Origin of the sequence: Parabacteroides massiliensis (assembly GCF_900155425.1) — a bacterium.
Classification (GTDB): Bacteria; Bacteroidota; Bacteroidia; order Bacteroidales; family Tannerellaceae; genus Parabacteroides; species Parabacteroides massiliensis.
In genome coordinates, this window is the sequence record NZ_LT700191.1 from 656662 (window position 1) to 682737 (window position 26076).

General features: G+C 45.7%; 21 protein-coding genes and 1 tRNA gene. 7 read left to right on the top strand and 15 right to left on the bottom strand.

The features are described 5' to 3' along the window. Nucleotides 1-76: 76 nt before the first annotated feature. The 13 genes from BQ9893_RS13680 to BQ9893_RS13740 form a co-directional block, all read right to left on the bottom strand. Entirely contained in the window at nt 77-547 is a 471-nt protein-coding gene (locus BQ9893_RS13680) for a hypothetical protein (protein ID WP_075966542.1), read from the bottom strand. Between the two features lie 48 nt (nt 548-595). Next, nucleotides 596-985, bottom strand: a complete 390-nt coding sequence (locus BQ9893_RS13685) for a hypothetical protein (RefSeq protein ID WP_075966543.1) — start codon at nt 983-985, stop codon at nt 596-598. Between the two features lie 46 nt (nt 986-1031). Beyond that, complete coding sequence (locus BQ9893_RS13690) at nt 1032-1583, bottom strand: RNA polymerase sigma factor (RefSeq protein WP_075966544.1); 552 nt, start codon at nt 1581-1583, stop codon at nt 1032-1034. Between the two features lie 157 nt (nt 1584-1740). Further along, nucleotides 1741-1822: transfer RNA gene (locus tag BQ9893_RS13695), tRNA-Leu, on the bottom strand. 160 nt (nt 1823-1982) lie between these two features. Then, complete coding sequence (groL, locus tag BQ9893_RS13700; RefSeq protein WP_075966545.1) at nt 1983-3620, bottom strand: chaperonin GroEL; 1638 nt, start codon at nt 3618-3620, stop codon at nt 1983-1985. Between the two features lie 72 nt (nt 3621-3692). Next, nucleotides 3693-3962, bottom strand: a complete 270-nt coding sequence (locus tag BQ9893_RS13705) for a co-chaperone GroES (protein WP_075966546.1) — start codon at nt 3960-3962, stop codon at nt 3693-3695. 225 nt (nt 3963-4187) lie between these two features. Further along, entirely contained in the window at nt 4188-5618 is a 1431-nt protein-coding gene (locus tag BQ9893_RS13710) for a glycoside hydrolase family 30 protein (protein ID WP_075967381.1), read from the bottom strand. A gap of 62 nt (nt 5619-5680) precedes the next feature. Further along, entirely contained in the window at nt 5681-7036 is a 1356-nt protein-coding gene (gene hisS, locus BQ9893_RS13715) for a histidine--tRNA ligase (RefSeq protein ID WP_075966547.1), read from the bottom strand. A 45-nt stretch (nt 7037-7081) separates the two neighbouring features. Next, entirely contained in the window at nt 7082-7768 is a 687-nt protein-coding gene (locus BQ9893_RS13720) for a zinc metallopeptidase (RefSeq protein WP_075966548.1), read from the bottom strand. 122 nt (nt 7769-7890) lie between these two features. Further along, nucleotides 7891-9162 carry an adenylosuccinate synthase gene (locus BQ9893_RS13725; protein ID WP_075966549.1) on the bottom strand — a complete coding sequence of 424 codons (1272 nt, stop codon included), beginning with the start codon at nt 9160-9162 and terminating at the stop codon, nt 7891-7893. Nucleotides 9163-9194: 32 nt separating this feature from the next. Continuing rightward, nucleotides 9195-9653 carry a Fur family transcriptional regulator gene (locus tag BQ9893_RS13730; protein ID WP_075967382.1) on the bottom strand — a complete coding sequence of 153 codons (459 nt, stop codon included), beginning with the start codon at nt 9651-9653 and terminating at the stop codon, nt 9195-9197. Between the two features lie 60 nt (nt 9654-9713). Next, nucleotides 9714-10397 (bottom strand): DNA alkylation repair protein, encoded by a 684-nt coding sequence (locus BQ9893_RS13735; RefSeq protein ID WP_075966550.1) that lies wholly within the window; start codon nt 10395-10397, stop codon nt 9714-9716. Between the two features lie 8 nt (nt 10398-10405). Next, entirely contained in the window at nt 10406-12463 is a 2058-nt protein-coding gene (locus BQ9893_RS13740; RefSeq protein ID WP_075966551.1) for a dipeptidyl-peptidase 3 family protein, read from the bottom strand. Between the two features lie 269 nt (nt 12464-12732). On the opposite strand from BQ9893_RS13740, the gene BQ9893_RS13745 reads away from it, so the two are divergent. The 4 genes from BQ9893_RS13745 to BQ9893_RS13760 all read left to right on the top strand — a co-directional run bounded on the left by BQ9893_RS13745 (nt 12733) and on the right by BQ9893_RS13760 (nt 17237). Continuing rightward, nucleotides 12733-14523 (top strand): aminopeptidase P family protein, encoded by a 1791-nt coding sequence (locus BQ9893_RS13745; protein WP_075966552.1) that lies wholly within the window; start codon nt 12733-12735, stop codon nt 14521-14523. 87 nt (nt 14524-14610) lie between these two features. Beyond that, nucleotides 14611-15129 carry a gamma carbonic anhydrase family protein gene (locus BQ9893_RS13750; protein WP_075966553.1) on the top strand — a complete coding sequence of 173 codons (519 nt, stop codon included), beginning with the start codon at nt 14611-14613 and terminating at the stop codon, nt 15127-15129. Then, on the top strand, nt 15130-15786 hold the full coding sequence (locus BQ9893_RS13755) for an HAD hydrolase-like protein (RefSeq protein WP_075966554.1): 657 nt from the start codon (nt 15130-15132) through the stop codon (nt 15784-15786). It begins immediately after the preceding gene. Nucleotides 15787-15839: 53 nt separating this feature from the next. Further along, on the top strand, nt 15840-17237 hold the full coding sequence (locus tag BQ9893_RS13760) for a C1 family peptidase (RefSeq protein ID WP_075966555.1): 1398 nt from the start codon (nt 15840-15842) through the stop codon (nt 17235-17237). Between the two features lie 85 nt (nt 17238-17322). Here the strand turns inward: BQ9893_RS13760 and BQ9893_RS13765 are convergent, their stop codons facing one another. After that, a complete protein-coding gene (locus BQ9893_RS13765) occupies nt 17323-19188 on the bottom strand; it encodes a RagB/SusD family nutrient uptake outer membrane protein (protein WP_075966556.1) in 1866 nt (621 codons plus the stop codon). 30 nt (nt 19189-19218) lie between these two features. After that, complete coding sequence (locus tag BQ9893_RS13770; RefSeq protein ID WP_244155139.1) at nt 19219-22284, bottom strand: SusC/RagA family TonB-linked outer membrane protein; 3066 nt, start codon at nt 22282-22284, stop codon at nt 19219-19221. A 744-nt stretch (nt 22285-23028) separates the two neighbouring features. Between BQ9893_RS13770 and BQ9893_RS22170 the strand changes: the two genes are divergently transcribed. The 3 genes from BQ9893_RS22170 to BQ9893_RS13790 all read left to right on the top strand — a co-directional run bounded on the left by BQ9893_RS22170 (nt 23029) and on the right by BQ9893_RS13790 (nt 26069). Beyond that, nucleotides 23029-24081, top strand: coding sequence for a helix-turn-helix domain-containing protein (locus BQ9893_RS22170; RefSeq protein ID WP_244155140.1), 1053 nt, complete (start codon nt 23029-23031; stop codon nt 24079-24081). Between the two features lie 184 nt (nt 24082-24265). After that, complete coding sequence (locus tag BQ9893_RS13785; RefSeq protein ID WP_075966559.1) at nt 24266-25153, top strand: FimB/Mfa2 family fimbrial subunit; 888 nt, start codon at nt 24266-24268, stop codon at nt 25151-25153. Nucleotides 25154-25226: 73 nt separating this feature from the next. Further along, nucleotides 25227-26069 (top strand): fimbrillin family protein, encoded by an 843-nt coding sequence (locus BQ9893_RS13790; RefSeq protein ID WP_167369876.1) that lies wholly within the window; start codon nt 25227-25229, stop codon nt 26067-26069. The last annotated feature ends 7 nt before the right edge of the window (nt 26070-26076 follow it).

Genomic DNA, 26076 nt, shown 5'->3' on the forward strand with positions numbered 1-26076 from the left:
CATCACGTCGCCACCCCTCCCTTAACTTAAACGCCAAAACTAAATCTAAACAAAAAACACAAATAATGATAATATTTTATTTCTTCTTATTTTCCTCTTTTCTACTATCTCCTCCTTTCATAAACTCCCGTACAAACTTTCCTTCTGCATGTTTGTATCTGTAAAGTTTCTTCGGAGATAATATCTTTTTAAACTTTTCATAATACTCCTTTTCCAATTGCGCCTGCTTCATGTTCACGCTCACACACTCATCAATTACCTTCAAGTAGTCAGCATCGGTTGCACTTTCATTGTGCTTTAAATCTTTGGATAGCTTACGACATTCACGACCGGCCTCAAACATCTTTTCTTGCAGTTCGTTACTAAGAGGTATAAATAATGCAGCCTCTTCCGGGGTCAACCCCATTTCTGCCGTAATAAAAGCATTTTTCTTTGCCAAAAATGCTTCTCTATCAAAATTGCGATGCTGTTTCCCACTTTGAGCGTGAGCACTGAATGAGAACACAACTGAACACGCCACAAATGTAATAAAAAATATTTTATTCATACAAGTATTCTTTCAAAAATATTTCGTCCAACTTGATTTTTTTCCAATTTATTCGATTTCTCCTATTTCTTCAGCCAAGATATAGCCAGTATATCGTTCTTCCAAATACTCCAGGTACTCTTCATCATCAGCCGCTTGCAGAGCTGAAACTGAGGCAGGAGACACTTCTGTTTTGACGAGCAACGAATCCGTTTTTGCCGCTTTATCTTCCGGTCCGACCAAAACTTTAAAAAACAATCCCAATCCGGCAAAAACGGCTGCCATGTACAACCAGGGACGAACACGATCCATCAAGGAAATCTTTTTTGCCTCCTTTTCCGGTGTTTTCTCGGGAAGCTGACTCATAATGTTAGCCGTCAACCCTTCCATATATCCGTCAGGCACAGTAAAAGGATTTTTTCCTTTAAAACGATCCAGATTGTTTTGTTCTGTTTTCATATTATCTCTCTTTTACATTCTTTTGACAAATGGCAATACAAAAGGTTTAAATGTCTTTTGTTAAAAACTCCTCTACTTTTTTCACCGCATGATGATAGGATGCCTTTAAAGCGCCTACGGAAGTTCCGAATATTTCAGACATATCTTCGTATTTCATATCGTCAAAATATTTCATATTAAAAACGGCACGCTGTTTCTCCGGCAATGTCAGGATGGCTTCCTGTAGCTTCATCTGTGCGGCATCTCCATCGAAATACTCGTCGCCCTTCAGACGCTCCAGCAAAAACACATCCGTATCGTCAATCGATACATTGTTTTGTGCACGTTGCCGGTTCAGAAAGGTTATACATTCGTTTATCGCGATCTTATACAACCAAGTCGACAACTTCGCTTCTCCCCGGAAATAGTCGATATTCATCCAGGCTTTCAGGAATGTATTTTGCAATAAATCGTTGGCATCGTCATGGTCCAACACCATCTTTCGTATCTGCCAATACAACTTCTCCCCATAGAAATTGACAACCTGCGCGAAGGCTTCACGTTGATGTGCCGGATCGCGTAATTGCTTTATTATCTCTTCCTCTATATATTGTTGCATTCCTACTCACTAATTTGGGGGTAAATATAAGAAAATAATCCTTATCTCCTTCCATTCCCCTTTCTATAACAGACGGGAATAATGGTTCAAAGTTTAATCAAACTTCATCAGGGAATATAAAAAAAGCGGACAACCCTATAAGTTATCCGCTTTGATGTGCCCAGAACAGGACTCGAACCTGCATGCCTCTCGACACACGCACCTGAAACGTGCGCGTCTACCAATTCCGCCACCTGGGCAATTCAGCACTTTTCAGTGAAGCAATCTCTCTTGATTGCGGTGCAAAGGTAACAACTTTTTTGAGATTGCCAAACAGTAACCATACTTTTTTTATTCGAAAAAACGGCCACCTCCCTTTCAGGAAGCAGCCGTTTCTGATTTTATACTTTATGGGAAGAATTACATCATACCACCCATGCCACCCATACCAGGGTTCATAGCAGGAGCTGCCGGAGTTTCTTCTTTCTTTTCAGCGATCACACATTCCGTAGTCAGGAACATACCTGCGATAGAAGCAGCATTTTCCAACGCTACACGTGTTACCTTAGCAGGGTCGATCACACCGGCTGTACACAAGTTTTCATACTTGTCTGTACGAGCATTGTAACCGAAGTCACCCTTACCTTCTTTTACTTTCTGAACAACTACTGCGCCCTCTTTTCCTGCGTTGGCTACGATCTGACGCAACGGTTCTTCGATCGCACGTTTAACGATTTCGATACCGGTTGTTTCGTCTTCATTTTCACCTTTCAGGCCTTCCAATGCTTCAATTGCGCGGATGTAAGCCACACCACCACCAGGAACCGTACCTTCTTCGATTGCAGCACGAGTTGCATGCAGAGCATCGTCAACACGGTCTTTCTTTTCTTTCATTTCAACTTCAGACGGAGCACCTACATACAGAACGGCAACACCACCGGCCATTTTAGCCAAACGTTCCTGCAGCTTTTCTTTATCGTAGTCGGAAGTCGTATTTTCGATCTGAGTCTTGATCTGGCCGATACGAGCCTGGATAGCTTCCTTATCGCCTGCACCGTTTACGATAGTAGTCGTGTCTTTGTCTACCGTAACTTTTTCTGCAGTACCCAGCATATCCATTGTAGCACCTTCCAGCTTCAAACCTTTTTCTTCGGAGATCACAACGCCACCAGTCAGGACAGCGATATCTTCCAACATAGCTTTACGACGGTCACCGAAGCCCGGAGCCTTGACAGCACATATCTTCAAAGAACCACGCAGACGGTTTACAACCAAAGTAGCTAATGCTTCGCTATCGATATCTTCAGCGATGATCAACAGAGGGCGACCACTCTGAACTGCCGGCTCAAGAATAGGCAGCAGGTCTTTCAATACAGATATCTTCTTGTCGTAGATCAGGATATACGGATTTTCCATCTCGCATTCCATCTTCTCTGTGTTGGTTACGAAATACGGAGAGATATAACCACGGTCGAACTGCATACCTTCTACAACATCTACTGTAGTTTCGGTTCCTTTTGCTTCTTCTACCGTGATAACACCTTCGGTTTTTACTCTCTGCATAGCTTCAGCGATCAGTTTGCCGATAGCTTCATCACCGTTAGCAGAAATCTTGGCTACGTGTTCGATCTTTTCGAACTGGTCGCCTACTGCTTCAGCCTGAGCTGCGATATGTTCTACGACTTTAGTCACAGCCTTGTCGATACCACGCTTCAAGTCCATAGGATTAGCGCCTGCTGTTACGTTCTTCAGACCGACACCGATGATAGACTGTGCCAAAACCGTAGCAGTTGTCGTACCGTCACCGGCATTGTCGTTAGTCTTGGAAGCTACTTCCTTAACCAGCTGAGCACCCATGTTTTCGAACGGGCAAGCCACTTCTACTTCTTTAGCCACCGTCACACCGTCTTTTGTGATATGAGGAGCACCGAATTTCTTTTCGATGATCACGTTACGTCCTTTCGGGCCCAATGTTACTTTTACTGCGTTAGCCAGTTCATCCACACCTTTCTTCAGAAGGTCGCGGGCATCCATATCGTATTTAATCTCTTTTGCCATGATTTCTATCGTTTTATATAAATGTATAAATGTTTTTGAATTATCAATTGTCAATTATCAATTGTCAATTATTTAGATAATAGCCAAAATATCAGACTGGCGCATGATAAGATATTTCTCTCCGTCCAGTTCAATTTCCGTACCTGCATACTTACCGTACAGAACAGTATCGCCATTCTTTACAACCATTTCTTCATCCTTTGTTCCGTGACCTACGGCAACAACTTCACCTTTTAAAGGTTTTTCTTTTGCTGAATCGGGGATAATGATTCCGCCAAGTGTCTTTTCTTCTGCTGCAGCCGGCTTAATCAGCACTCTGTCTGCTAATGGTTTAATGTTCATCGTTGTATATTTTTTTAGTTGTTAATAATATTACGTTAATCTTGTGCTTTCTTTTTACACGTAAATGCCTATGCGAATACTGTGCCAAAATCATTATCAGGAAAAAGACTGACAATTTTACACTACGGGCAGGCAGACAATGCAAATATGTCTGACAGGATGACCTTTCTGCCACAAAAAAAACTTTCTCATTACAACAAGAGAGTAAATGAGGAAGTTCAACTGTCAGTTTATAAAAATAGTAGAAACGGACTGTGGCGGAAGCAACGGTTGGTACACACGGTTTCCGATACGGATTGAAACAGTACGGCTGTCAAGTCCTTCGTTCGCCAAGGCGATCACGATACTTTTATCCTGATTGACAAAAGCGAGCAGATCGGTAAACGTACCGTCTGTTTCCACCTTGCGTGCACCGGGCCGGACATAATGGCTCAAATGTTTCATTATATAATATTCGGGAGTAAAAGAATAAGTTTTATCAACAGGATCTACAACCACCAACGAATTCTGAGCCCATCCCCAACGACTGATTCCTCCTTTCTCAAGGGAGATATTCCAATACATATAGGTAGAAGCGCCACTATTCAGGTAATGCCGCATCAGGTTCCACGAATATACTGCGCCTTTCCAGTCATTCAAACCGTTGCCACACTCTTGCTCCGTCTGATAAAGTTTCAGGTCGGGATAGCGTTCATGTATTCCGGTTATCGCTCCCTTGCCGGCCCATTGAAAACCGGCACCTTTTATATAACGACGGCAAGCCGGATCCGACAGGATCGTATCGACCAGCGCCTCGTTCTTGCGCTCGACAGTTCCAAACATGACATCGACCTGCAGTTCCGCCATTGCCGGTCCCAGATAGTTTCCGATAAAATTTGCCAACGAGGCCGCCGTCCAACAACAACTTGGAAAGATCTGGGCTGAATTAAATTCATTCTGCGGCATAACGGCAAAGATGTCTATTCCTTGCTCCTTATAGGCTTGGATAAATTTGGAAAAATATAAAGCGTAGGCCTGCAAATAGAGCGAATCCTGAATAAACATATCCTCCCCTTCATACCCGACTTTATCTGCCGGCAAGCCGTTCCGGTATTTTTCATCATAAGCCTCTCCGGTATAAGCCGAAGCATAATGCTTGTTGGACTTCATCCAAGAAGGCGGACACCAAGGAGACGCCCAGATACGCAAGTCCACATTATATTTCCGGGCATTCCGGATAAAAGGAATCAAGGTCTGCTGATCGTTCGCGATAGTGAAATTCTTCATTTCAAAATCACCGTCCGTCTCATCATAAGAATACCAGTCACGAGAAAAGTCATTTGCCCCGACCGGCATACGACAGATTGTGAAATTAGCTCCGTATTCCGGAAAGAAAAGTTCTTCCATTATGCTTTCACGGTCAGTCGGATTCAGACGACTCAAAGAAATCCATCCTAATTCATTGAAACAGGCGCCGAACCCGTCGATCTCCTGCAAGGGCTTATCCTTATATACGGTTACATCAATTGTCCGGACAGTATCAGCCGATGCGGAAAGCAAATCGGGTTGTTCCTGCCAGAAAGCCTTTTCCGTAGTCATCACCCAAGAGGCACGGGGTTGGAATGTGCAGGATGACAGATATAAAGCAGTCGAGAGAATAAGACAAGGTGTTTTCATAAATATCTGTATATAAAAAAGAAGTGCCACAATAAAATCGTAGCACTTCCTATCCTTTTTTGTTAGAATCTTTCGATCAGTTCATCCAACGTGACAAGAGACTGTTCACCTGTCAACATGTTTTTCAGATTGATCTTGCCTTCGTTTATTTCGTTTTCACCGACAATCGCCACGAACGGAATCTTCTTCGTATCGGCATATCCCATCTGTTTCTTCATCTTGGCAGATTCAGGATACAACTCCGTACGGATACCGGCAGCACGTACTTTCGATATCAGAGGCAATAAATAGTTTTCTTCCTTTTCGCCGAAGTTCACGAACAGCAGTTGCGTGGTCTTCAAAGAATCGGCCGGATAAAGTTCCAACTGGTTCAAGACATCGAAGATACGATCGGCTCCGAAGGAGATTCCGACACCAGAAACACCGTCCAAGCCAAACACGCCGGTCAAATTGTCATAGCGTCCGCCCCCCGTGATACTTCCTATCTGGACATCCAACGCTTTCACTTCGAAGATGGCCCCCGTATAGTAGTTCAGACCGCGTGCCAACGTCAGGTCCAGCTCCAACTCTGCTGTCAGTTCCAATTTCTCGATGCGGTCCAGGATAAATTCCATTTCGGCAATACCTTTCATCGCGATTTCCGATGCTGCCAATTCCTTTTTCAGCACAGCCAGCTTTTCGCGGTTCGTACCTTTCAACATAATGATAGGCTGCAAACGGGCGATTGCATCTTCAGACAAATCCTTGGAACGCAATTCTTCATTCACATTATCCAAACCGATCTTATCCAGTTTGTCGATGGCAACCGTGATATCGACAATCTTGTCGGCTTCACCTATTATCTCGGCAATACCGGAAAGGATCTTACGGTTGTTCATCTTGATGCAGACGCGAATGCCGAAACGGCGGAATACCTCATCCATAATCTGGATCAGTTCGACTTCGTTCACCAGTGAATCGGAACCTACCACATCACCGTCGCACTGGTAAAACTCGCGGTAACGTCCTTTCTGCGGACGGTCGGCACGCCATACCGGCTGTATCTGGTAACGTTTGAACGGGAAAGCAATATCATTACGGTGTTGTACCACATAACGGGCAAAAGGAACTGTCAAGTCATAACGCAAACCTTTTTCGCAAGCTTTCATTCCAAATCTTATAGCATTACGTTCCGACAGTTCTTCATCCGTTATCCCGGAAAAACAGTCACCCGAATTTAATATTTTGAAAAGTAACTTATCGCCTTCTTCTCCATATTTGCCCATCAGTGTAGACAGGTTTTCCATAGCCGGCGTTTCGATCTGCTGAAATCCGTACAGATGGTATACTTCGCGAATAGTATTGAATATATAATTACGCTTCGCCATTTCTTCAGGCGAAAAATCTCTTGTTCCTTTAGGGATAGACGGCTTTTGCATGATTCACTAATTTATTATTAAGATTGCAAAGGTAATGCTTCCTGTTTAATCCCGGCTTCTTCCACCCAAGAAAATCATGATATAATATAATAATGTAGCAAGCGAGCCCAAAGCAGCCACTACATACGTGTAAGCAGCAGAACGCAAGGCATCTTCAGCCTTGTCATGCGTATAAACATTCGTGATGCCGGCGTTGCTCAACCACACCAAAGCCCGCCGGCTTGCGTTGATCTCGACCGGAAGCGTAATGAAACTGAACAAAGTGGTCGTTGCAAACAGGATAATACCAAAAAGCAACAACTGTGGGAATGTATGCAGCAACAGCATACCGCCCAACAGCACCCATGTCATAATGTTGGAGGCAAAGCTGACAACCGGAACCAAAGCCGAACGCATCCGAAGAGGCGCATAGGCCGTGGCATGTTGGACAGCGTGTCCGCATTCATGAGCCGCAACGGCAGCGGCCGCAATACTATTACTGTAATAAACCGATTCACTCAGATTGACGGTTTGATTTGCCGGGTTATAATGGTCCGTCAAATGTCCGGGAGTAGAAATAACCTTTACATCATAAATACCGTTATCATGCAACATCTTTTCCGCCACATCTTTTCCTGTCATGCCATTCGGCATTGGAATCTTGGAATATTTCTCAAACTTGTTCTGCAGTCTGGAAGAAACCAGCCAGCTAAGAAGGGCAAAACCGATAAATATAATCCAATACATGCTCATATTCTTCTAATTTATATCGTTATACTAAATCACGAACGGCAAAAAGCCTGCCAAAAACAAAAATGGCAGGAGATCATCCTTACGGGATGTGGTCTTCTGCCATTTTGTATTATTTTCAGGTTTTATTCTTCGGTATATCTGACAATTGTTTGTTCACGGTCAGGGCCGACAGAAACAATCTTGATCGGCACTTCCAGTTCTTCTTCGAGGAAAGAAATGTAGGCATTGAACTCTTCTGGGAATTCGTCCTCGCTCTGCATCTTCGTCATGTCGACATTCCAGCCCGGCATTTCCACATATACCGGTTCGATGCCTTCATTGATTTCAAATGGGAATTCGGTCGTTTCCTTACCATCGACTTTATAAGCGACGCAAGCCTTGACCGTATCGAAACCATCCAGCACATCGCTCTTCATCATGATCAGTTTCGTCACTCCGTTGATCATGATCGCATATTTCAGCGCAACCAGGTCAATCCAACCGCAACGGCGTTCACGTCCGGTTACGGCGCCATATTCGTGACCGATCTGGCGTATCTTGCTGCCTGTTTCATCAAACAATTCGGTTGGGAACGGACCGCTACCGACACGTGTGCAATAAGCTTTGAAGATACCGTAAACTTCGCCGATGTTGCGCGGAGAAACCCCCAAGCCTGTACAGCAACCTGCACAAATCGTATTGGAAGAAGTCACGAACGGATACGAACCGAAATCGATATCCAACATAGTACCCTGTGCACCTTCGGCCAAAACCGACTTGCCTTCTTTCAGATAGTTATTGATCACATGTTCGCTGTCGATCAGGCGGAACTGTTTCAGATATTCCAAAGCCTTAAACCACTGTGCTTCCAGTTCGGTAATGTCATATTCGTAATTTAAAGAACGCAGAATAGCTTCATGTCTTGCTTTTGCTGCTGCATACTTTTCGTCGAAGTTATGCAATAGGTCACCTATGCGCAGACCGTTACGGCTGACTTTATCCGTGTAAGTCGGTCCGATACCTTTACCGGTCGTACCGATTTTACCTGAACCTTTCGCAGCTTCGTAGGCTGCATCCAATATACGGTGAGTCGGCAAGATCAAATGAGCTTTTTTGGAGATACACAACTGTTTGGTCAGGTCGTGTCCGCTGGCTGCAAGCACTTCAGCTTCCTGTTGGAACAATAACGGATCCAGCACGACACCGTTACCGATAACGTTTACCTTTCCTCCCTGGAAAATACCGGAAGGGATGGAACGTAACACATACTTTTCACCGTTAAATTCCAAAGTATGTCCTGCATTGGGACCTCCTTGAAAACGAGTTATCACATCGTAATTCGGAGTCAAAACGTCGACAACTTTCCCTTTGCCTTCGTCACCCCATTGCAATCCTAATAGAACGTCAACTTTCATCGTTTATATATATTATATAGATGTTAATATTCTTACCTCTTCCGCTGAAGCCGATACTTACATTTGCTGCACAGGCCATAAATGTAAAGCGCATGATATTCCGGAGTGAAACGCGATATTTTCAATGCTCCGACATCTTTTTTCAGTGTTGCATCCTTCAGCTCCCGAATCGCCCCGCATTTCGTACAGATCAGATGCAGATGTGTCTCCGCCAGCATCCGTAGTTCATACTGTACGGCTTGTGCCGTCAACTGATGGCGCACAATCAGGCCACAGTCCACCAATACATCGACCGTGTTATAAACAGTAGCCCGACTGACATGAAAATTCATTTCTTCCAGTTTCTGATGAAGCAAACCCATATCGAAATGACCGGGGAAACTGCATATACACTCCAATATGGCATATCGTTCCTCCGTCTTTCGTAGTTTTTTCTCGACAAGATACCTGGTAAACAGGTCTTGCATCTCTGTATATTTTTTTGCTTCCATCTTCAAGTAGCGACTCCACGCGACTGACAAAGTTAGCGCATTTATTTTAAACGCAAAGTCTTAACGGCAATATTCAAACTCAAATTTTAAATCATTATACATTTCCTGCCCTTCGGACGTCTGCATGAATTCAGGGAAATCGTCGAATCTGCCCAACATTTGCCGTGCCTGATCGGCCGACTGCCTTCCATAAAACTTCATGGCTTTTACCGCAGCCTGCTTTTCCTTGAAAGAAGCCTCCAGGGCTGGACTGGCAAGCGTCTGCATACATTCCGCGACAAATGTGGTTTTCACCGGTACTGTCAGGATCTTCCCTTCCTTAAACAGCTCGGTCCAGACAAGGTAAGCTACCGTCCGTGCATATTCGTCTGCCGCATCAGCTATCAGCCCAAGCAGCAAATCCTCCACATCCGGCAACTTGTAAAACAAATTGTGGCTGCACTGTTCCGCTATTTCCAAATAAGGAATTTCCTTCACCCATTGTTCCGCCTTCCGGGAAGAGAACTCGTCCACCGGCTGCAAGAGAGAAGCCAGTATCTTGAATTCGCGAATATCTTCCTTCCACAAAGCGGCAGCCAGCTCGGAATCCGGTTTGTGCATAGTGGCAATCTGCTTGATTTCGGGCAACGGAACGCCGAAATTCAGCTTATAGACAATACCCTTTTCGCGCATGCTGGTAGAGATCACACCATTCATCGCCAAGCGAAGCCGGGTCCGTATTTCCTTTAATTCATTCTGCAACATACGCTTTATTATTCATTATAGGAAGGTAAAAACGAATACTCCTTGCTGTAGCGTAACATCTGGCCGGCATACCCTTCGGTATAATCCAGTATGATATCCGCTACTTCTCCTTTATCGTTCCGGACTTCCTTCATCACCGGATTCACAAATCCCTTGTATGGAGCCAGGTTCAATTTGGCATAGCGTTCGAGCACTTCGGCATGAAGAACCGGATCGACCTTCACGCCATATTCTTCCACCAGTTCCTTTCCGGCAGCAAAATCGCCTTCGCTCTTGATACGCTGCACTTCCGCCAGTAAAGTACCGAACAGTTCACGCAGCTTGACATAATCGTTGACCACCACATATGTCTTGCCATCTCGTTGCGTCAGTTCGATCACGTTATCAGCCTTTCCCTTTTCATAGGCCCATTTAGCAATCAGCTGACGGTTGCGCATATGGGCTTCTTCGACATTCTTGCCCTGCTCGATCCGGACCAGCTGTGTCATCAGGCCATTCATTATATATTTATAGTATTCGGCCTTATAAGCCTCTGCATCCGGCACAAGTCCGAGTTCCACCAACTTGGCATCTCCGAGATAGTACAAACCGAAAAGATCGGCACGTGCCTCTTCCAAAGTCGAACTGTAAGCCTTCAAAGCATCCGGATCGGTATCGGGAAGCAATTTACCGGAACCATGTCCCAGGCATTCATGCAAATCGGTATGCAGATTGTCGGTGATGAATCCGTATTTCTTCAATCCTTCGCGCTCCTTATCGCTCCAGACAAATTCTTCATTGAAACCATTCCCCTGAGAGGCTTTGTCATATGCCTCGGTGATATTCTCGATCGTAACGGATTTCGAACCATGATCGCGGCGGATCCAGTCGGCATTCGGCAGGTTGATGCCGATCGGGGTTGCCGGATAACAATCGCCTCCCAACATCGAAACAGTAATTACTTTTGCACTGACTCCTTTTACCTTTTCTTTCTTAAACCGTTTATCTACCGGAGAATGGCCTTCGAACCATTGCGCATTGTTACTGATCACTTTCGTCCGCTTTGTTGCCTCTTTATTGATGAAGTTCACGGTCGACTCCCAACTGGCTTTCATTCCTAACGGATCACCGTATGTCTCGATAAAACCGTTCACAAAGTCGACATCCGATGCCGTATCTTCCACCCACAGGATCGAATAGGCATCGAAGGTTTTCAAGTCGCCGGTCTGATAATATTCGATCAATTTCCCAATGATTGCTTTTTGTGCACCGTTCTCGGCAAACGCCTCCGCTTTCTGCAATTCCGATACTATCTTTTCGATTGCCGGAGAATAGAGGCCGCCTGCTTTCCAGACTTTTTCGACCAATTTGCCATTCTCTTTTACCAAACGGCTGTTCAAGCCATACGAGATCGGAGAAATCGTATCTTTCCCGGTTTTCATCCGTGCATAGAAATCCTCGACTTCTTCCTGGGTGACTCCTTCACCATAATAATTGTTGGCCGAAGCCCGGATCAAATCGACATCGCCACTTTGCACCGTACGCTTCGCCATCACGGCCGGATCAAAGATCACGGGACTGATCTCGGCAACAAACTGTTCCACCGTCTGCCCTTCACGTAGCGGAAGAGCAGAAGCCCCGACCTGCACGATGCAAGTCCGAAAGAATTCGGGCGTAAAGCCGGGAGCGAATTTATCTTCCGCATAGTGGTGATGGATACCGTTGGCAAACCAAACCCGCTTCAGATAAGTCTCCAAAGCGACAAACTGCGGATCCGTTCGATCTCCTTTATAGCCGGTATAAACAGCCTCCAGTGTACGGCGGATCGGCAGGTTATAACGACAGTTCTGGTCGAACAGGATATCTCGGCCCATCAGGGCAGCTACCGACAAATGATATAATAGTTGTTTCTGCTTCAAAGAAAGAGATTCGAATCCAGGAACCCGGTAACGCAGTATCTGAAGATCAGCAAACTGATCCACGACATAGTTGAAATTATCCTGAGCGGCTTCCGCCTTCTCACCCTTCTGCCCCGAACAGGCAGTCATAGCCATTGCAGTCATAAGCGATAACATTATATTTCTCATATACACATTTCACGTAAAGATACATTAGCAAAGATACAAAAATATCCTTTCATCCTATTTTTTGACTTCACGTTTCTTATGGGTTTTCCTGAACATTGGAAAACTGAGCTATTGTAGGAAGAATTTCTATGAAAAGAATAACGGTAAATCAGGCGATTTAGATGTAATTATCCTATCTTTTTACAAAAATTTGGAACAATCGCCCAGATGGTAGTCCGAAGAAATTTAATAACTTTGCCAATAGTAATGTTGACATAAAACAAAATGCGATGAAAACAAACATTTCCGAACGCATTGCTGCCCTGAGGGAAGCAATGAAACAGCATAAAATAGATGCTTATATCATTCCGACTTCCGACCCTCACATGAGTGAATATCCTGCCGATTGCTGGAAATACCGTGAATGGATTTCCGGATTTACAGGTTCGGCCGGAACAGTTGTTATCACAGCCGATAAAGCCGGACTTTGGACCGACTCACGCTATTTCCTGCAAGCCTCCACCCAATTGGAAGGAACAGGGATCGAGCTTTTCAAAATGATGCTGCCCGAAACCCCGACAATACCGGAGTTCTTAGTGCATGAACTGAAAGAGGGACAGACTGTCGGACTGAACGGCGAAACATACAGCCTGGCAGATGCCCGCACACTGGAAAAAGTGCTGGCGGGAAAAGAGATCAAACTGAATACAAACGCTTCGCTGATCGATCCTATCTGGAAAGAACGCCCCGCCATCCCGGAGGCGCCGCTATTTGAAATGCCGGTCGAATTAAGCGGAAAATCAGTCGAAGACAAACTTCTCGATATCAACAAGATGTTGCATAAGGCAGGAGCCGACTGCACCATCCTATCCGCATTGGACGAAGTAGCCTGGACTTTCAATATCAGGGGGACGGACGTTGCCTATAATCCGGTCGCCATCAGTTACGCATTCGTTTCCGAAAAGGAAAGCGTGCTGTTCGTCAATCCGAAGAAACTCCCGGCCGAAATAGCCGAACATCTAAAAAAAGAAGGAGTGACACTGGCCGACTACGGCATGTTGGCGACCTTCCTGTCACGGCTGCCTGAACGGACACGGGTGTTTGTCGACAGTAAACGGACCAACGTGGCCATCTACAACGCACTGCCCGAAAGCTGCATCCTGGTAGAAGGCATCTCGCCCGCCAACCATCTGAAAAGCATCAAGAACGAAACAGAGATAAAAGGATTCCGCAACGCTGTCCTGAAAGACGGCATCGCCATGACCAAATTCTATTTTTGGCTGGAAAAGATGCTTAAAGCCGGAGAGAAGGTAACAGAACTGAGTGCCGCCGCCAAACTGACGGCACTGCGTGCCGAACAGCCTCAATATGTCATGGACAGCTTTGCCAGCATATCCAGCTACGGCCCTCACGGAGCAGTCGTACACTATTCTCCCACACCCGAAACGGACACGGAGCTGAAAACAGACAGTTTGTACCTGCTCGATTCCGGAGCCCAATATCTGGACGGAACAACCGACATCACCCGCACGATCGCCCTTTGCGACGAGCCAAGCGAACAGATGAAAAAAGATTTCACCCGCGCTCTGAAAGGCACGATCGGAATTGCCAAATGCAAATTTCCTGCCGGCATACGGGGTTGCCTGATCGACGCTTTCGCCCGTAAAGCCTTGTGGGATGCCGGCATCAACTATCTGCACGGGACCTGCCACGGCATCGGTCATTGCCTGAACGTGCACGAAGGGCCACAAAGCATCCGCATGGAAGAAAACCCGGTAATCTTGGAACCGGGCATGGTGATGAGCGACGAACCGGCCTTGTACCGCCCCGGCGAATATGGCATCCGTACCGAGAATATGGTTCTGATCCGTGAAGACAGTGAAACGGAATTTGGAAAATTCCTCGGTTTCGAGACATTAACGTTATGCTACATCGACACGAAGCTGGTCATCCCGTCCATGCTCTCCGTACGCGAACATGCCTGGCTGAACAAATACCACCAAATGGTATACGACCTGATAAGCCCGCATCTGGACGAAGAAGAGAAGGCTTGGTTAAAAGAAAAAACGGCAGAAATTTAATCAACGGACGATTGACAATTGACAATAGGTTTGTCGTTCTCCCCTTAAATTGTCAATTGTCAATTATTAATTGTCAATTAAAAAGTTATGGCTTTAATAAAATCAGTAAGAGGCTTTACACCCAAAATAGGTAAAGACACGTTTTTAGCAGACAACGCCACCATTATCGGCGATGTTGAGATAGGCGAAGGTTGCAGCATCTGGTTTGGGACCGTGCTGCGAGGTGATGTAAACTCCATCCGGATCGGTAACGGGGTGAATATACAGGACGGCTCTGTCTTGCACACCTTATACGAGAAATCGACAATCGAGATAGGAGACGACGTTTCGGTCGGACACAATGTCACGATCCACGGGGCAAAGATATGCAACGGCGCCCTGATCGGGATGGGATCGGTCGTACTGGACCACGCCATGATCGGTGAAGGTGCGATCGTCGCTGCCGGATCGGTCGTGTTGAGCAAGACCATCGTCGAGCCGGGAAGCATCTACGCCGGCGTACCGGCAAAGTTCGTAAAGAAAGTAGACCCGGAACAGGCAAAGGAGATCAACCAGAAGATAGCCAAGAACTATCACATGTACTCATCATGGTATAAAGAAGAATAAATGAAAGAGTACAAATACATCCTGCTGGATCTGGACGGCACGATTACGGATCCGATGATCGGCATCACCCGATGCGTCGAATACGCATTGAACCATTTCGGCATACAGGTAAACGACCTTCGCGAGTTATGTCCTTTTATCGGTCCTCCCCTTCTGGATTCGTTCCGCGAGTTCTACCATTTCACGGACGAACAAGCCAAAGAGGCTGCGGAAAAGTACCGGGAACGTTATACCGACACCGGCATTTATGAGAACAAACTGTATGACGGCATGAAAGACTTTTTAGAAGAGGCGACCCGGCAAGGACGTATCCTGATGCTGGCGACATCCAAACCGACAGTCTTTGCCAAACGCATACTGGACTATTTCGATATCGCCCGCTACTTCACTTTCGTTGCCGGCAGCGGCTTAGACGGTTCTTTCTATACGAAAGGAGATGTAATCCGCCATGTATTGGAAAGCAATGACATGGCGGACCATTCATCAGTTGTCATGATCGGCGACCGCAAACATGATATCATCGGGGCCAAAGAGAACAAACTCAATTCGATCGGTGTGCTTTACGGCTACGGCAACCGGGAAGAGTTATCACAAGCCGGAGCCGACTATATCGTCAAGGATATTGCCGGACTGCGCGACCTGCTGTTCCATATATAAAGAAATTAAACTACTTTTGTAACAGAACACTTAAAAACTAAACGAATTATATCATGAGAAAGAAGAATCTGTGGATAACGGCTCTTGCATTCGGGCTATCGTTATCGGCTTACGGGCAGGACAAGCCGGCAGGCGGTATCTCTTCCGGAATGTTGCAGGAAATCAAGCAAGCCTACAAAGGAACGCCAGCCGACAAAGCCATTCACAACGCGATCGCAGGCAACGACATCAACCGCCTGGCAGTCAACAACGACAGTAAAAACAATTTTGACACTTACTTTTCCAATAAAGTGAACAGTAAAGGCATCACGAACCAAAAATCATCCGGTCGTTGCTGGTTGTTTACGGGGCTGAATGTGATACGTGCGCAGGTCATCGCCAAGTACAACCTGCCGGAATTCGAACTCTCGCAGAACTATAACTTCTTCTGGGACCAGCTTGAGAAGGCAAACCTTTTCCTGCAAGGGATTATCGACACACGGGAAAAGCCGATCAACGACAAGATGGTGGAATGGCTGTTCAAGAACCCGATCGGAGACGGCGGACAGTTTACCGGCATATCCGACAACCTGATGAAATACGGTATCGTTCCTTCCGATGTCATGGTCGAAACCTACAGTAGCGAAAATACCAGCCGCATGTCCAACCTGATCGGCCTGAAACTGAAAGAATACGGATTGGAACTGCGCGATGCAAAAGGCTTGAAACCGGAAGCGCTGGCAAAACGTAAAACCGAGATGTTAGGCGAAATCTACCGTATGTTGGTCCTCAACCTCGGAGAACCTCCTACGAAATTCACCTGGACACGCAAAGACGCAAGCGGCAAACCGGTCGAGACAAAAGAATACACCCCGCAATCGTTCTATCAGAAATTCGTGGGTGAAGATTTGAAAGACAACTATGTCATGCTGATGAACGATCCGAGCCGCGACTACTACAAACTATACGAGATCGACTTTGACCGCCATGCCTATGACGGCAAGAACTGGACATATGTCAACCTTCCGATAGAAGATATCAAAAAAATGGCGATCGCCTCTATCAAGGACAGCACCATGATGTATTTCTCCTGCGATGTAGGCAAATTTTTCGACCGTACCCGCGGAATACTCGATGTCAACTATTACGACTATGGTTCGCTGATGGGCACGACTTTCGGCATGGACAAGAAACAGCGTATCCAGACATTCGCCAGCGGTTCTTCCCACGCCATGACGCTGATGGCGGTAGATTTGGATGCCAACGGCCAACCGAAGAAATGGATGGTGGAAAACAGTTGGGGACCGGGTGCCAACAACGGTCATCTGATCATGACGGACGAATGGTTCAACGAATACATGTTCCGCCTGGTTGTCAACAAAAAATTCATTACCGACAAGGTTAAGGAAGTATTAAAACAAACACCGACCCGGCTACCGGCTTGGGACCCGATGTTTGCGGAAGAAGAGTAAAAAAGAGTTGAAAGTGGAGAGTTGAGAGTTGAAAGTTTTTTGTTGTTATTTCAACTTTTCACTTTTAACTCTCAACTTTCAACTATTAATAGTATCCTTCATTCTGCGCTTCTTCGACAGCCGGTTTCGGAGACAGGCGGTCGATATGGTTTTGCGGGATCGGGCGAAGTTTGTGATATTCCTTTATGTTCGGGGCGGCATCCGGGTTAAGCTTCTTCACACGCTCATATAAAGTTTCCGTACGTACCAAATCCACCCATCGGTTCATTTCGCCGTAAGTTTCACGGGCACGTTCATCCAGGATAAAACCGACAAAATCGTTACTGAGCTCTGCCGGAGTCACCAGCATTGACTTTTCAGTCGAACCGGCCAAGTCAGCCACATTGCCACCATCGATCTGCCACCACTCCTGCGGTTTGTCCTCTCCTTCCTTATAAGCAGCACGTTTACGAACGATGTTGATCAGCGCGGCCGCCTTCTCGAAATCGCCCTTTCTGCCATAAGCTTCGGCAGCAGTCAGATAAGTCTCACCCAAACGCATACGGACAAAGTTACGTCCTCCCTGTTCGTAGTTCATATCCGGACGTTGCGTATCGAGCCATTTCTTCAGGCAAGGGAAAAAGTGGTTCGTATTTTCATCTACCGGGATCAATGTATAACGGGCTTTCGCTATATCCAACTGCATCTGGCGGTTTTTCGCCTTGTCAATCACTGCTCCTTTATAATCCTTGGCTCCATAATATTTCGGAGTGAAGTAAACCGCAGTATCACCCAACTCAAATTTCGGTTTTCCGACTAATCCGGTTGGCGTTTCATAAAGCAAATCATCCGTTTCCTTACCATCTTCATCAATGTAATAATACCTGTCTTTCCAGACCGGAATAGAAGATGCTTTGTTTGCATAGAACACCCAGCTAAACGTCTTATACATACGCGAGTCATTCAAATGGTCAAACAACTCGGTCTGCAAAAATGGAGTAGGCCGCATACGTTTCCAAGCGCGTCCTTGCTGTAGGTCACGCTCCATTCCCGGCAATTTCTCGTATGTCGGAACCCAATACAAATGCATCTTATTTCCTTCCGAACCGTTAAACAACACATCATTCGTAAACTCGACACCCCAAATCGTTTCCGAAGACACTTTCTGCCTGTCCTGATCGAACGTCATGGAATAGTCCGGTTCCAAGGCAAACTTTCCGGAGTTGATCACAGCCTCGGCAAAATAGGCGGTACTATCCATGTCGGTCGGTTTCTGTCCGCGTTGGTCTTTCACGGCGCTGCCTCTTGTCAGGTAGACTTTAGAAAGCAAGTTGGCTGCCGCCCATTTGGTTGCACGGCCACGATCTGCCTGCATGGCAACATCGGGCAGGATATCGAACGAATAGCGCAGGTCACTAATGATAAAAGCATACACATCGGCAACCGACGCACGCGGAAAATCGGTTATGATCTGCGAAACATTTCCTTCGCTCAATAGCGGAATGCGTCCGAACTGCTGGACCAGGTCAAAATAGAAATAAGCACGCATGAAACGGAGTTCACCTTCTCGCGCCATTTTCTCGTTATCGGTCATATCTCCCACTTTCGGCAAATACATCAAAGCCGTATTAGCCCGGTTGATTCCTTTGTAGCCATTTTCCCAAAATTCATACAACATGCCGAAAGAAGAGTTCAACTGATTGCCATATTTATTGAAAGCATCCTTATTTCCGCCATCTGCTCCTTCCCAGACATAATCCACACCATACTCGGTCAGGCAATAATAACGCTCGCCACCGACATACCAGCGCATGGTCGAATAGACACCGTTCACAGCAGTTTCTATACCGGTCTTTGTTTCCAGATAATCATACGACACACCGCTGACCACCTTTTCATTCAGGAATGATTCGCACGACACGCCGGCCGCTGCCACTAAAGACAGCAAACCATATTTTATTATATTTTTCATACTATCGTCTATTTATCATGTTAGTTATTATCAAAAGCTCAGGTTCACACCAAACAGGTACGTCCTCGGCATCGGTTCGTTAAAGTCGCCTCCACTTTCGGGATCCGTTCCCGAATAGCCAGTAAAGACATGCGCGTTCTGTACGGTTGCATACACACGCAACTTTTGGATGCCGACATTCTGTGACAAGGCCTTCGGCAAGGTATAGCCCAACGTCACCTGCCCGATTCTCAGGAATGAAGCGTCTTCCTTGTAAAGGGAAGAAATGTAGTTTGGATTCTCGAAGTCGATATTCGGACGCGGAGCCTCGTTACTGCGGTTACTGATCGGATTGCCGTTTTCATCTTCTCCGACAATACGCCAGTAGTTCACTTTCGCACCATTATAACGTCCGTTTAAACTCCAGCCTCTATCAAAAGATTTTGTCTGTCCGAAAGCACCGTTCAGAAAGAAACTGAAATCAAAATCCTTATAATTAAAATAATTACTCATGCTCAACGTCACGGTCGGGTTCTCATGGCCAAGGATAAAGCGGTCTTCGGATGTGATCTTATAGTCGCCATTGCGGTCTACGATCTTGATATCGCCGGGTTTGAAGACACCGCCCCACTTTTCGAGTTCGGCTGCATCTTCCAATTGCCAGATACCGTCGGACTTATAATCATAGAACACTTTCACGGGTTGGCCGATAAACCATTTATTCCCTTCGTCATCGACTTTCCCGTTATAGAGTTCCACGATCTCTTCCTTGTTGACGGAGAACATGAAGTCGGTCGTCCATTTGAAATCTTTCGTATCGATATTGACCGTATTCAAGGTTACTTCCAGACCTTTGTTGCGGATCTGCCCGATATTGGTCGTCACATTACCGAAACCGGAAACAATCGGCAACTGGCGGTCCATCAAGAGATCGTTCGTGTTCTGAAGATACAAATCCACGCTACCTCCGATCCGGCCGTTCAAAAAACCGAAATCGACGCCGGCATTCCATTGCTCGGTCTTTTCCCATGACAAGTTCGGGTTCGGCATCTCTTTCTGATAGAAGGCCAGCACACCGTTCGAGCCATAGCTGTAACGCCCGTATTCGAGGCTGCCCTGTGTCTTATAAGGATCGATGGCCGTGTTGCCGGTGATCCCCCAACCCAGCCGGAGTTTCAAATTACTCAGATAGTCGACATCTTTCAGAAACGATTCTTCCTTGACACGCCATGCAAGAGCAGCAGAGGGGAACAACACCCATTTATGCCCCGGCGCCAAACGGGAAGAGCCGTCGTAACGGGCAGACACCGTCAGCAGATAGCGGTCTTTGTAGCTATAATTCACACGACCCATGAAAGAAGCCAGATTCCAACGTTGGTAATCGCTCGACAAGGACTCGATCGTCTGGGCCGAACCGACATTGTTCCAAGTCTGATTCTCATAAGGAAGGTCTTTCACCTTGATTTCCGACTTCTCGTATGTCTCCTGCTGGATGGATTGCAAGAAAGTTAGGCCCAAGGTATGATCTTTTTTGAATGTCTTGTTATAGAACAACAGGTTTTCCCACGTGTACATACGACGGTTGTCACGTGAATTGACAGCACGCGCCGGACTGCCGGAACGGTCCGAACTCAACGATCCGTAGAACTCGTTTCCATACCAAGGCCCAATGTCGATACCGACATTCGAACGGTATTTGATGTCGAACGGAAGCGTAACATCCAGATAATAGCTCCCCAAGAAACGATCTTTCTTTATCTCCTTCTTCATGTTGTCCAAATTCAGGAACTGATTCCAAAGCTGGGGGTCATTTCCCGGACGGGTAGTAATCAGGCGGCCGTCCGTATCGTGGATATCAGCCAAAGGATATACGCCTTTCACATCACTATACAAGTTACTTCCGTTATTCCTGTCGACATGGGAAAAAGAGGTCGAACCACCAACTTTGACAAACCTGTTCAGCGTCCAATCAAAATTGACACGGATCGAGTAGCGGCGGTAATCCTGTCCTTTTACAATTCCGTCTTGTCCGAAATAAGTAGCGGAAGCCAGCATCTTCAGTTTTTCCGTTCCGCCCCTTACACTGATCTCGTGGTTATGGATCGGAGCCACTCGCAACGCCTCATCCGTCCAGCTATTGTAAGGCAAACGTTCAGGACACCAATTCCCAGCTTCGTCATAGGCCTGTTCTATCTTTCCGATCACATTCGGATCGGCATTGAAATAACCGATTTTCCTATCCCAGTCCAATGTCGGGACAAGCGGGTACGGAGTAGTCTTCGATGTCGCCCGATTCGCTTCACGCACAAGATCGACCCATTCCGCCCCGTCGAACATTTCTATTTTACGGGCAGCTTGTTGTACACCCACATAACCGTTGTAATCAATCTGGACTCTTCCTTCTTTTCCTTTTTTAGTCGTTACCAGGATCACGCCATTCGCTCCACGCGAACCGTAGATAGCCGTCGCGGAAGCATCTTTCAAAACCTCGATCGATTCGATATCCGAAGGACTCAATTCGTTCAACCCGACTACGATCGGAATACCGTCGACAACATACAACGGTTCGTTTGTCGCCTTCAACGAACGGTTTCCGCGAACACGTATGCTCGCCTCTTCACCTGGCTTCGCACTTGTTTGTATAATCGTCACACCCGCTGCTCTCCCCTGCATCGCTTGTACGGCACTCAGCGAAGCGGTCTCTTTCAATTTTTCTCCTTTTACGGAGGCTACCGAACCAGTCAAGTCCCGCTTCTTGGCCACACCGTAACCGACGACCACGACTTCGTCCAGGTTTTGCAAGTCTTCTTTCAATGTGATGATCACATTTTCCTGCCCCTTGTAAGCATAATCTTGCGGCTGATAACCGATGTAGGAAACAGACAACGTAACCGCCGGTCTGGAGATGGGAAAAGAGAATTTACCGTCGATATCGGTAATGGAACCATTCGTAGTCCCTTTTTCGACTACATTCGCTCCGATGACAGGTTCACCGGTCACATCCTTGACAACACCCGAAACCACATGCTGGGCATAGGAAAGCGTGGTCATGCACACACAAAACAAAAAGACTAACATGATAGGATGCAGCCTTTTAAACGTTTTCGTTTTGTTCATAATAATACCAGAATTAAATTATTCAGTAATTCCCGAACTGAATGATTTTTTCATAAAAAGAGGCGTGGGAACTGTTGATATATCTAACATTGAGGCCTTCGACTGCCCGAATAACTGATATAAACAACAGCCCACGCCCTTCTATTCTTGAAGACATACCCATGCCTGGCATGAATATATATAACAAAGAAGGAACGTGAGCGTTCAGTTGTCTACTATCCAGTTATTCTGAAAGTGTCGAAGTTTCAATGTTAGGATAATATCTTTAAACGCTTCTCGTAATCAATAAAATGCAGGGACCTGCAACGCTATGCAAGTGTACGGACACAAATATAGAGAGAAGAAACTACACGGGCAAACAAAAGCGTTTGTTTCTTGTGTATTGATTATTTTTTCCGGTTGTGATGCAAATTCTTTGAAAAAATTGTCTGCCATACAATAAAAACTCTTTAACTTTAGCCTCCAGAAATATAGCAGCATTTGTTTTATTGTTATTTTTAATTTTATTAACTTAACATTTTTATCGCTAAGTTCCTATTATTCAACGAACTTTATTTGATACTTATATCGACACATGTTAACGTAAATAATTTGTTCATGGACTCATTATACCTACTCCAGTTCGCATGTTTCATTTTCATGCTCATCAACGCCTTCGTAGTCGCAATTCCTCATTTACATATAAGTTGGGAGAACAAACGGTATGAACGTTCACGTTGGATGATATTCACCGCCATAATAGGCATGGCAATACAGTATTTGATACAGATGGTATTCGGATTCCGCGCCACGGACGATGATTTGGGCGCAGTTGTAAACATCCTCATCTACACTCCATGTTTCTCGCTCATCTCTATGGGAATCTACAATCTTGAAACCACTCGTGCCAATCGCAAGAAGATGAATCTGGTCTGCGGAATCATTTATGCAGCCATCATCATTGCCTTTTGCATAGGGACAAAACTACATCATAGCTTGCACATTGGAGCATGGCTCTATGTGATGCTGGCATTGTTTTGCGTGAGCGTGGCCTATTGCATATACATGATAGTCCGCGAGATGATCAAGCGTAAAAACATGTTGGAGACTATGGCGGCAACAGATATGCTGCCATACGTGCGATATTCCAGAGCAAGCATTGTCATTCTCTGGCTTGCAACCATCGCCATGCCGTTTGCCATCCTTTCCACCTCCTTATTGTTTATTGTGGGTCCTATGGCATTGCTCGCTCTGCTGTTCTTTAACCTCACCTTTATCGCTCTCGGCAGCAACTACGTCCCTACAGAAGAACTTTTGGACAAGGAAGAGGAAAACAAAGCTGCAATGAAAACGAATAAAGTGAATCATAGGGAAGCATGGACGCATCTCGGCAAGCAACAGGAGACAGCCGAGAAAGGAACAGAATCTCTACAGCAGCAATTGTCGGAAGAGCGTAAAAACTTTATCCAGAAAAGCCTTGACAAATGGTGTGCAGACTTAGGGTATAAGGACAGTGCCGTAAATATGCTGACGCTTTCCCGTTCTCTCTGTATCTCCAAAGATGAATTAACAATGTTCTTCAGCCAATGCTTGAAATCTACATTCAGGATATGGCTCAGTGATATACGTTTCGACGCGGCCAAAAAGATGATGTTAGAATATCCGGACTATAGCAATGACATCATTTCTGCTGAATGCGGCTTCTCTTCCCGAACCTATCTATACCGGATTTTTAAATCAAGAGAAGGATGCACACCGACAGAATGGAGAGACCTGCGACCGATAAATGCCCTCAAAAAAGACTCAAATCAGGAATAATCATTGTCGCATTCATAGGAAAGCGACACCTTTTTGGATAGGAAGTAGACACATGAACAGGGCAAGTGGACACCTTTTTTTCAACCAAAACACTATTTTCGCGCCGTATCATTTTCTGACATGCCATAAGTGACAATGCTACTCAAATAACCATAATCAGTAACCCATAAAAGCACAAGATAAAATGAAAGTAAAAAGTATATTTACTATTTGGTCGTGGATGCTGCTATGTGTCCCATGCCTATTGGCAAGTTGCGACCATCATGATGGCGAGGATGAAAAAGGCTTGTCCATCTCGCTCACTTGGCAAGACGAGGCAGACCAAGGCACGAAAGTGGAGGATGTCAAGCTTTGGATATTCAATGCTGATAATGATTCTTTAGTGGAAGAAGAAAATTATGGAAGTGCACAAGAAATAGCCAACCAACGTTTCTTTCTCGCAGAAGGCGACTATCGTATCTTGACGACAACCAATCTCACGGAACCTTTCACCATCGGCGAAATAACAAAAACGTTGTCGAATTGGGACAACATCATGATAGGCTTGACGAACCCCAAGAATGTGAAGGACAATGCCTATTTTGGTGTAACCGATATCAGGATAGATCTCGAAGAAGGTTACTACGTGGTACAGAATCCTATGAAGAGCGTGCTTGCCGAATTGACCATCATCATCGAAGACGTGCCGAAGGGCACAGAGATGAGTGGCAAGGCAATGGATGCTGCCCTATGCTTGTTTCCTACGCAGAAGAATGACGACGGCGACTATGGCTTGCCGAGTATCGAGCCTGTGGAAGTGGAACTTCCTACCATCCTGGCCACGGGGACGACCCTACAGTCGGAAGTCATCCGGCTCATGCCCACAACACCGGCCAGTGCAGCTTCTCATATTTATCTCCGCCTTTTGCTCCCTAACGAAACTCTGCAGGAATATGACATCACGGCTCCAATGATGAAGGTGGGAGGAAAATATGAGTTGCGGTTCAAGCACAACAAGATGCAACCCAAGATGAATCTCGATGCGACCATCAATAATTGGAAAGACCTCAACAACGAAGTAGAAATAAAATAACAACAACTTTTAAAATATTTATATTATGAGAAAGATAACAAAACTTTTCGCCTTTACACTCTTTGCTGGTGCTATGGTTTCGTGCAGCAGCGAAGACTCGCCTATGACACAGAATGACAAGGTAGCCGTGCAGTTTACCGGTGGCATCAACGCAAGCACCCGTGCCGTTAATATTAATTGGTCTACAAATGACATAATCGGTATCTTTATGATAGAAGCTAACAAGACTCTCTCGGCGGATGCAATCAAAGAGGGCGTCGACAATGTGGCTTATCAGACAGATGGTGGTTACACATTCTCACCTATCAGTGGAGGAAAGACCATTTACTTCCCTATTGACGGAGATGTGGACTTCTATTCTTACTATCCACAGACAACGGTCAACAATTACAAGGTGGCACTCAACGTAGCCGACCAAACAAATCAGGAAGCAATCGACTTCATGTATGCCAAGACTACTGGATGTAATAAAGCAACACCACAGGTTGAATTGAAGTTTAATCATCAATTGAGCAACTTGATACTGAATGTTCAGGCTGGCAATGGATTGACTCAAGACGAACTCAAAGATATGACGGTCACTATAAAAGACCAAAATACAACAGCCACCTACAATCTTGTAGATGGTACCATCTCTGACGAAGGAAATCCTACCGACATTACGATGAAGACTACTAAAGCAGGCGAGCAATACGAGGCAATCTTGCTTCCAACGACATCAACGACCAGAGAACTTGTGTTTGACTTGAAGAATGGTTATGATGCTCCGTTCGTTTGGACAATGGAGTCAGATCTCAAGGGGGGCAACCGATACTACTATACCACAGTGAAGCTTACTCGAACAGGTGTAGTTCTTACTGGTACTATCGAAGCTTGGAATGAGGTGCGAAATAACAATGAGAATATAGCTGAATAACAACTTT

What these genes read in the sequence shown, in the direction of transcription:
- BQ9893_RS13680 (WP_075966542.1), bottom strand. Translation starts at nt 547, where the DNA reads ATGAATAAAATATTTTTTATTACATTTGTGGCGTGTTCAGTTGTGTTC.
- BQ9893_RS13685 (WP_075966543.1), bottom strand. Translation starts at nt 985, where the DNA reads ATGAAAACAGAACAAAACAATCTGGATCGTTTTAAAGGAAAAAATCCT.
- BQ9893_RS13690 (WP_075966544.1), bottom strand. Translation starts at nt 1,583, where the DNA reads ATGCAACAATATATAGAGGAAGAGATAATAAAGCAATTACGCGATCCG.
- groL (WP_075966545.1), bottom strand. Translation starts at nt 3,620, where the DNA reads ATGGCAAAAGAGATTAAATACGATATGGATGCCCGCGACCTTCTGAAG.
- BQ9893_RS13705 (WP_075966546.1), bottom strand. Translation starts at nt 3,962, where the DNA reads ATGAACATTAAACCATTAGCAGACAGAGTGCTGATTAAGCCGGCTGCA.
- BQ9893_RS13710 (WP_075967381.1), bottom strand. Translation starts at nt 5,618, where the DNA reads ATGAAAACACCTTGTCTTATTCTCTCGACTGCTTTATATCTGTCATCC.
- hisS (WP_075966547.1), bottom strand. Translation starts at nt 7,036, where the DNA reads ATGCAAAAGCCGTCTATCCCTAAAGGAACAAGAGATTTTTCGCCTGAA.
- BQ9893_RS13720 (WP_075966548.1), bottom strand. Translation starts at nt 7,768, where the DNA reads ATGAGCATGTATTGGATTATATTTATCGGTTTTGCCCTTCTTAGCTGG.
- BQ9893_RS13725 (WP_075966549.1), bottom strand. Translation starts at nt 9,162, where the DNA reads ATGAAAGTTGACGTTCTATTAGGATTGCAATGGGGTGACGAAGGCAAA.
- BQ9893_RS13730 (WP_075967382.1), bottom strand. Translation starts at nt 9,653, where the DNA reads ATGGAAGCAAAAAAATATACAGAGATGCAAGACCTGTTTACCAGGTAT.
- BQ9893_RS13735 (WP_075966550.1), bottom strand. Translation starts at nt 10,397, where the DNA reads ATGTTGCAGAATGAATTAAAGGAAATACGGACCCGGCTTCGCTTGGCG.
- BQ9893_RS13740 (WP_075966551.1), bottom strand. Translation starts at nt 12,463, where the DNA reads ATGAGAAATATAATGTTATCGCTTATGACTGCAATGGCTATGACTGCC.
- BQ9893_RS13745 (WP_075966552.1), top strand. Translation starts at nt 12,733, where the DNA reads ATGAAAACAAACATTTCCGAACGCATTGCTGCCCTGAGGGAAGCAATG.
- BQ9893_RS13750 (WP_075966553.1), top strand. Translation starts at nt 14,611, where the DNA reads ATGGCTTTAATAAAATCAGTAAGAGGCTTTACACCCAAAATAGGTAAA.
- BQ9893_RS13755 (WP_075966554.1), top strand. Translation starts at nt 15,130, where the DNA reads ATGAAAGAGTACAAATACATCCTGCTGGATCTGGACGGCACGATTACG.
- BQ9893_RS13760 (WP_075966555.1), top strand. Translation starts at nt 15,840, where the DNA reads ATGAGAAAGAAGAATCTGTGGATAACGGCTCTTGCATTCGGGCTATCG.
- BQ9893_RS13765 (WP_075966556.1), bottom strand. Translation starts at nt 19,188, where the DNA reads ATGAAAAATATAATAAAATATGGTTTGCTGTCTTTAGTGGCAGCGGCC.
- BQ9893_RS13770 (WP_244155139.1), bottom strand. Translation starts at nt 22,284, where the DNA reads ATGAACAAAACGAAAACGTTTAAAAGGCTGCATCCTATCATGTTAGTC.
- BQ9893_RS22170 (WP_244155140.1), top strand. Translation starts at nt 23,029, where the DNA reads ATGGCAATACAGTATTTGATACAGATGGTATTCGGATTCCGCGCCACG.
- BQ9893_RS13785 (WP_075966559.1), top strand. Translation starts at nt 24,266, where the DNA reads ATGAAAGTAAAAAGTATATTTACTATTTGGTCGTGGATGCTGCTATGT.
- BQ9893_RS13790 (WP_167369876.1), top strand. Translation starts at nt 25,227, where the DNA reads ATGGTTTCGTGCAGCAGCGAAGACTCGCCTATGACACAGAATGACAAG.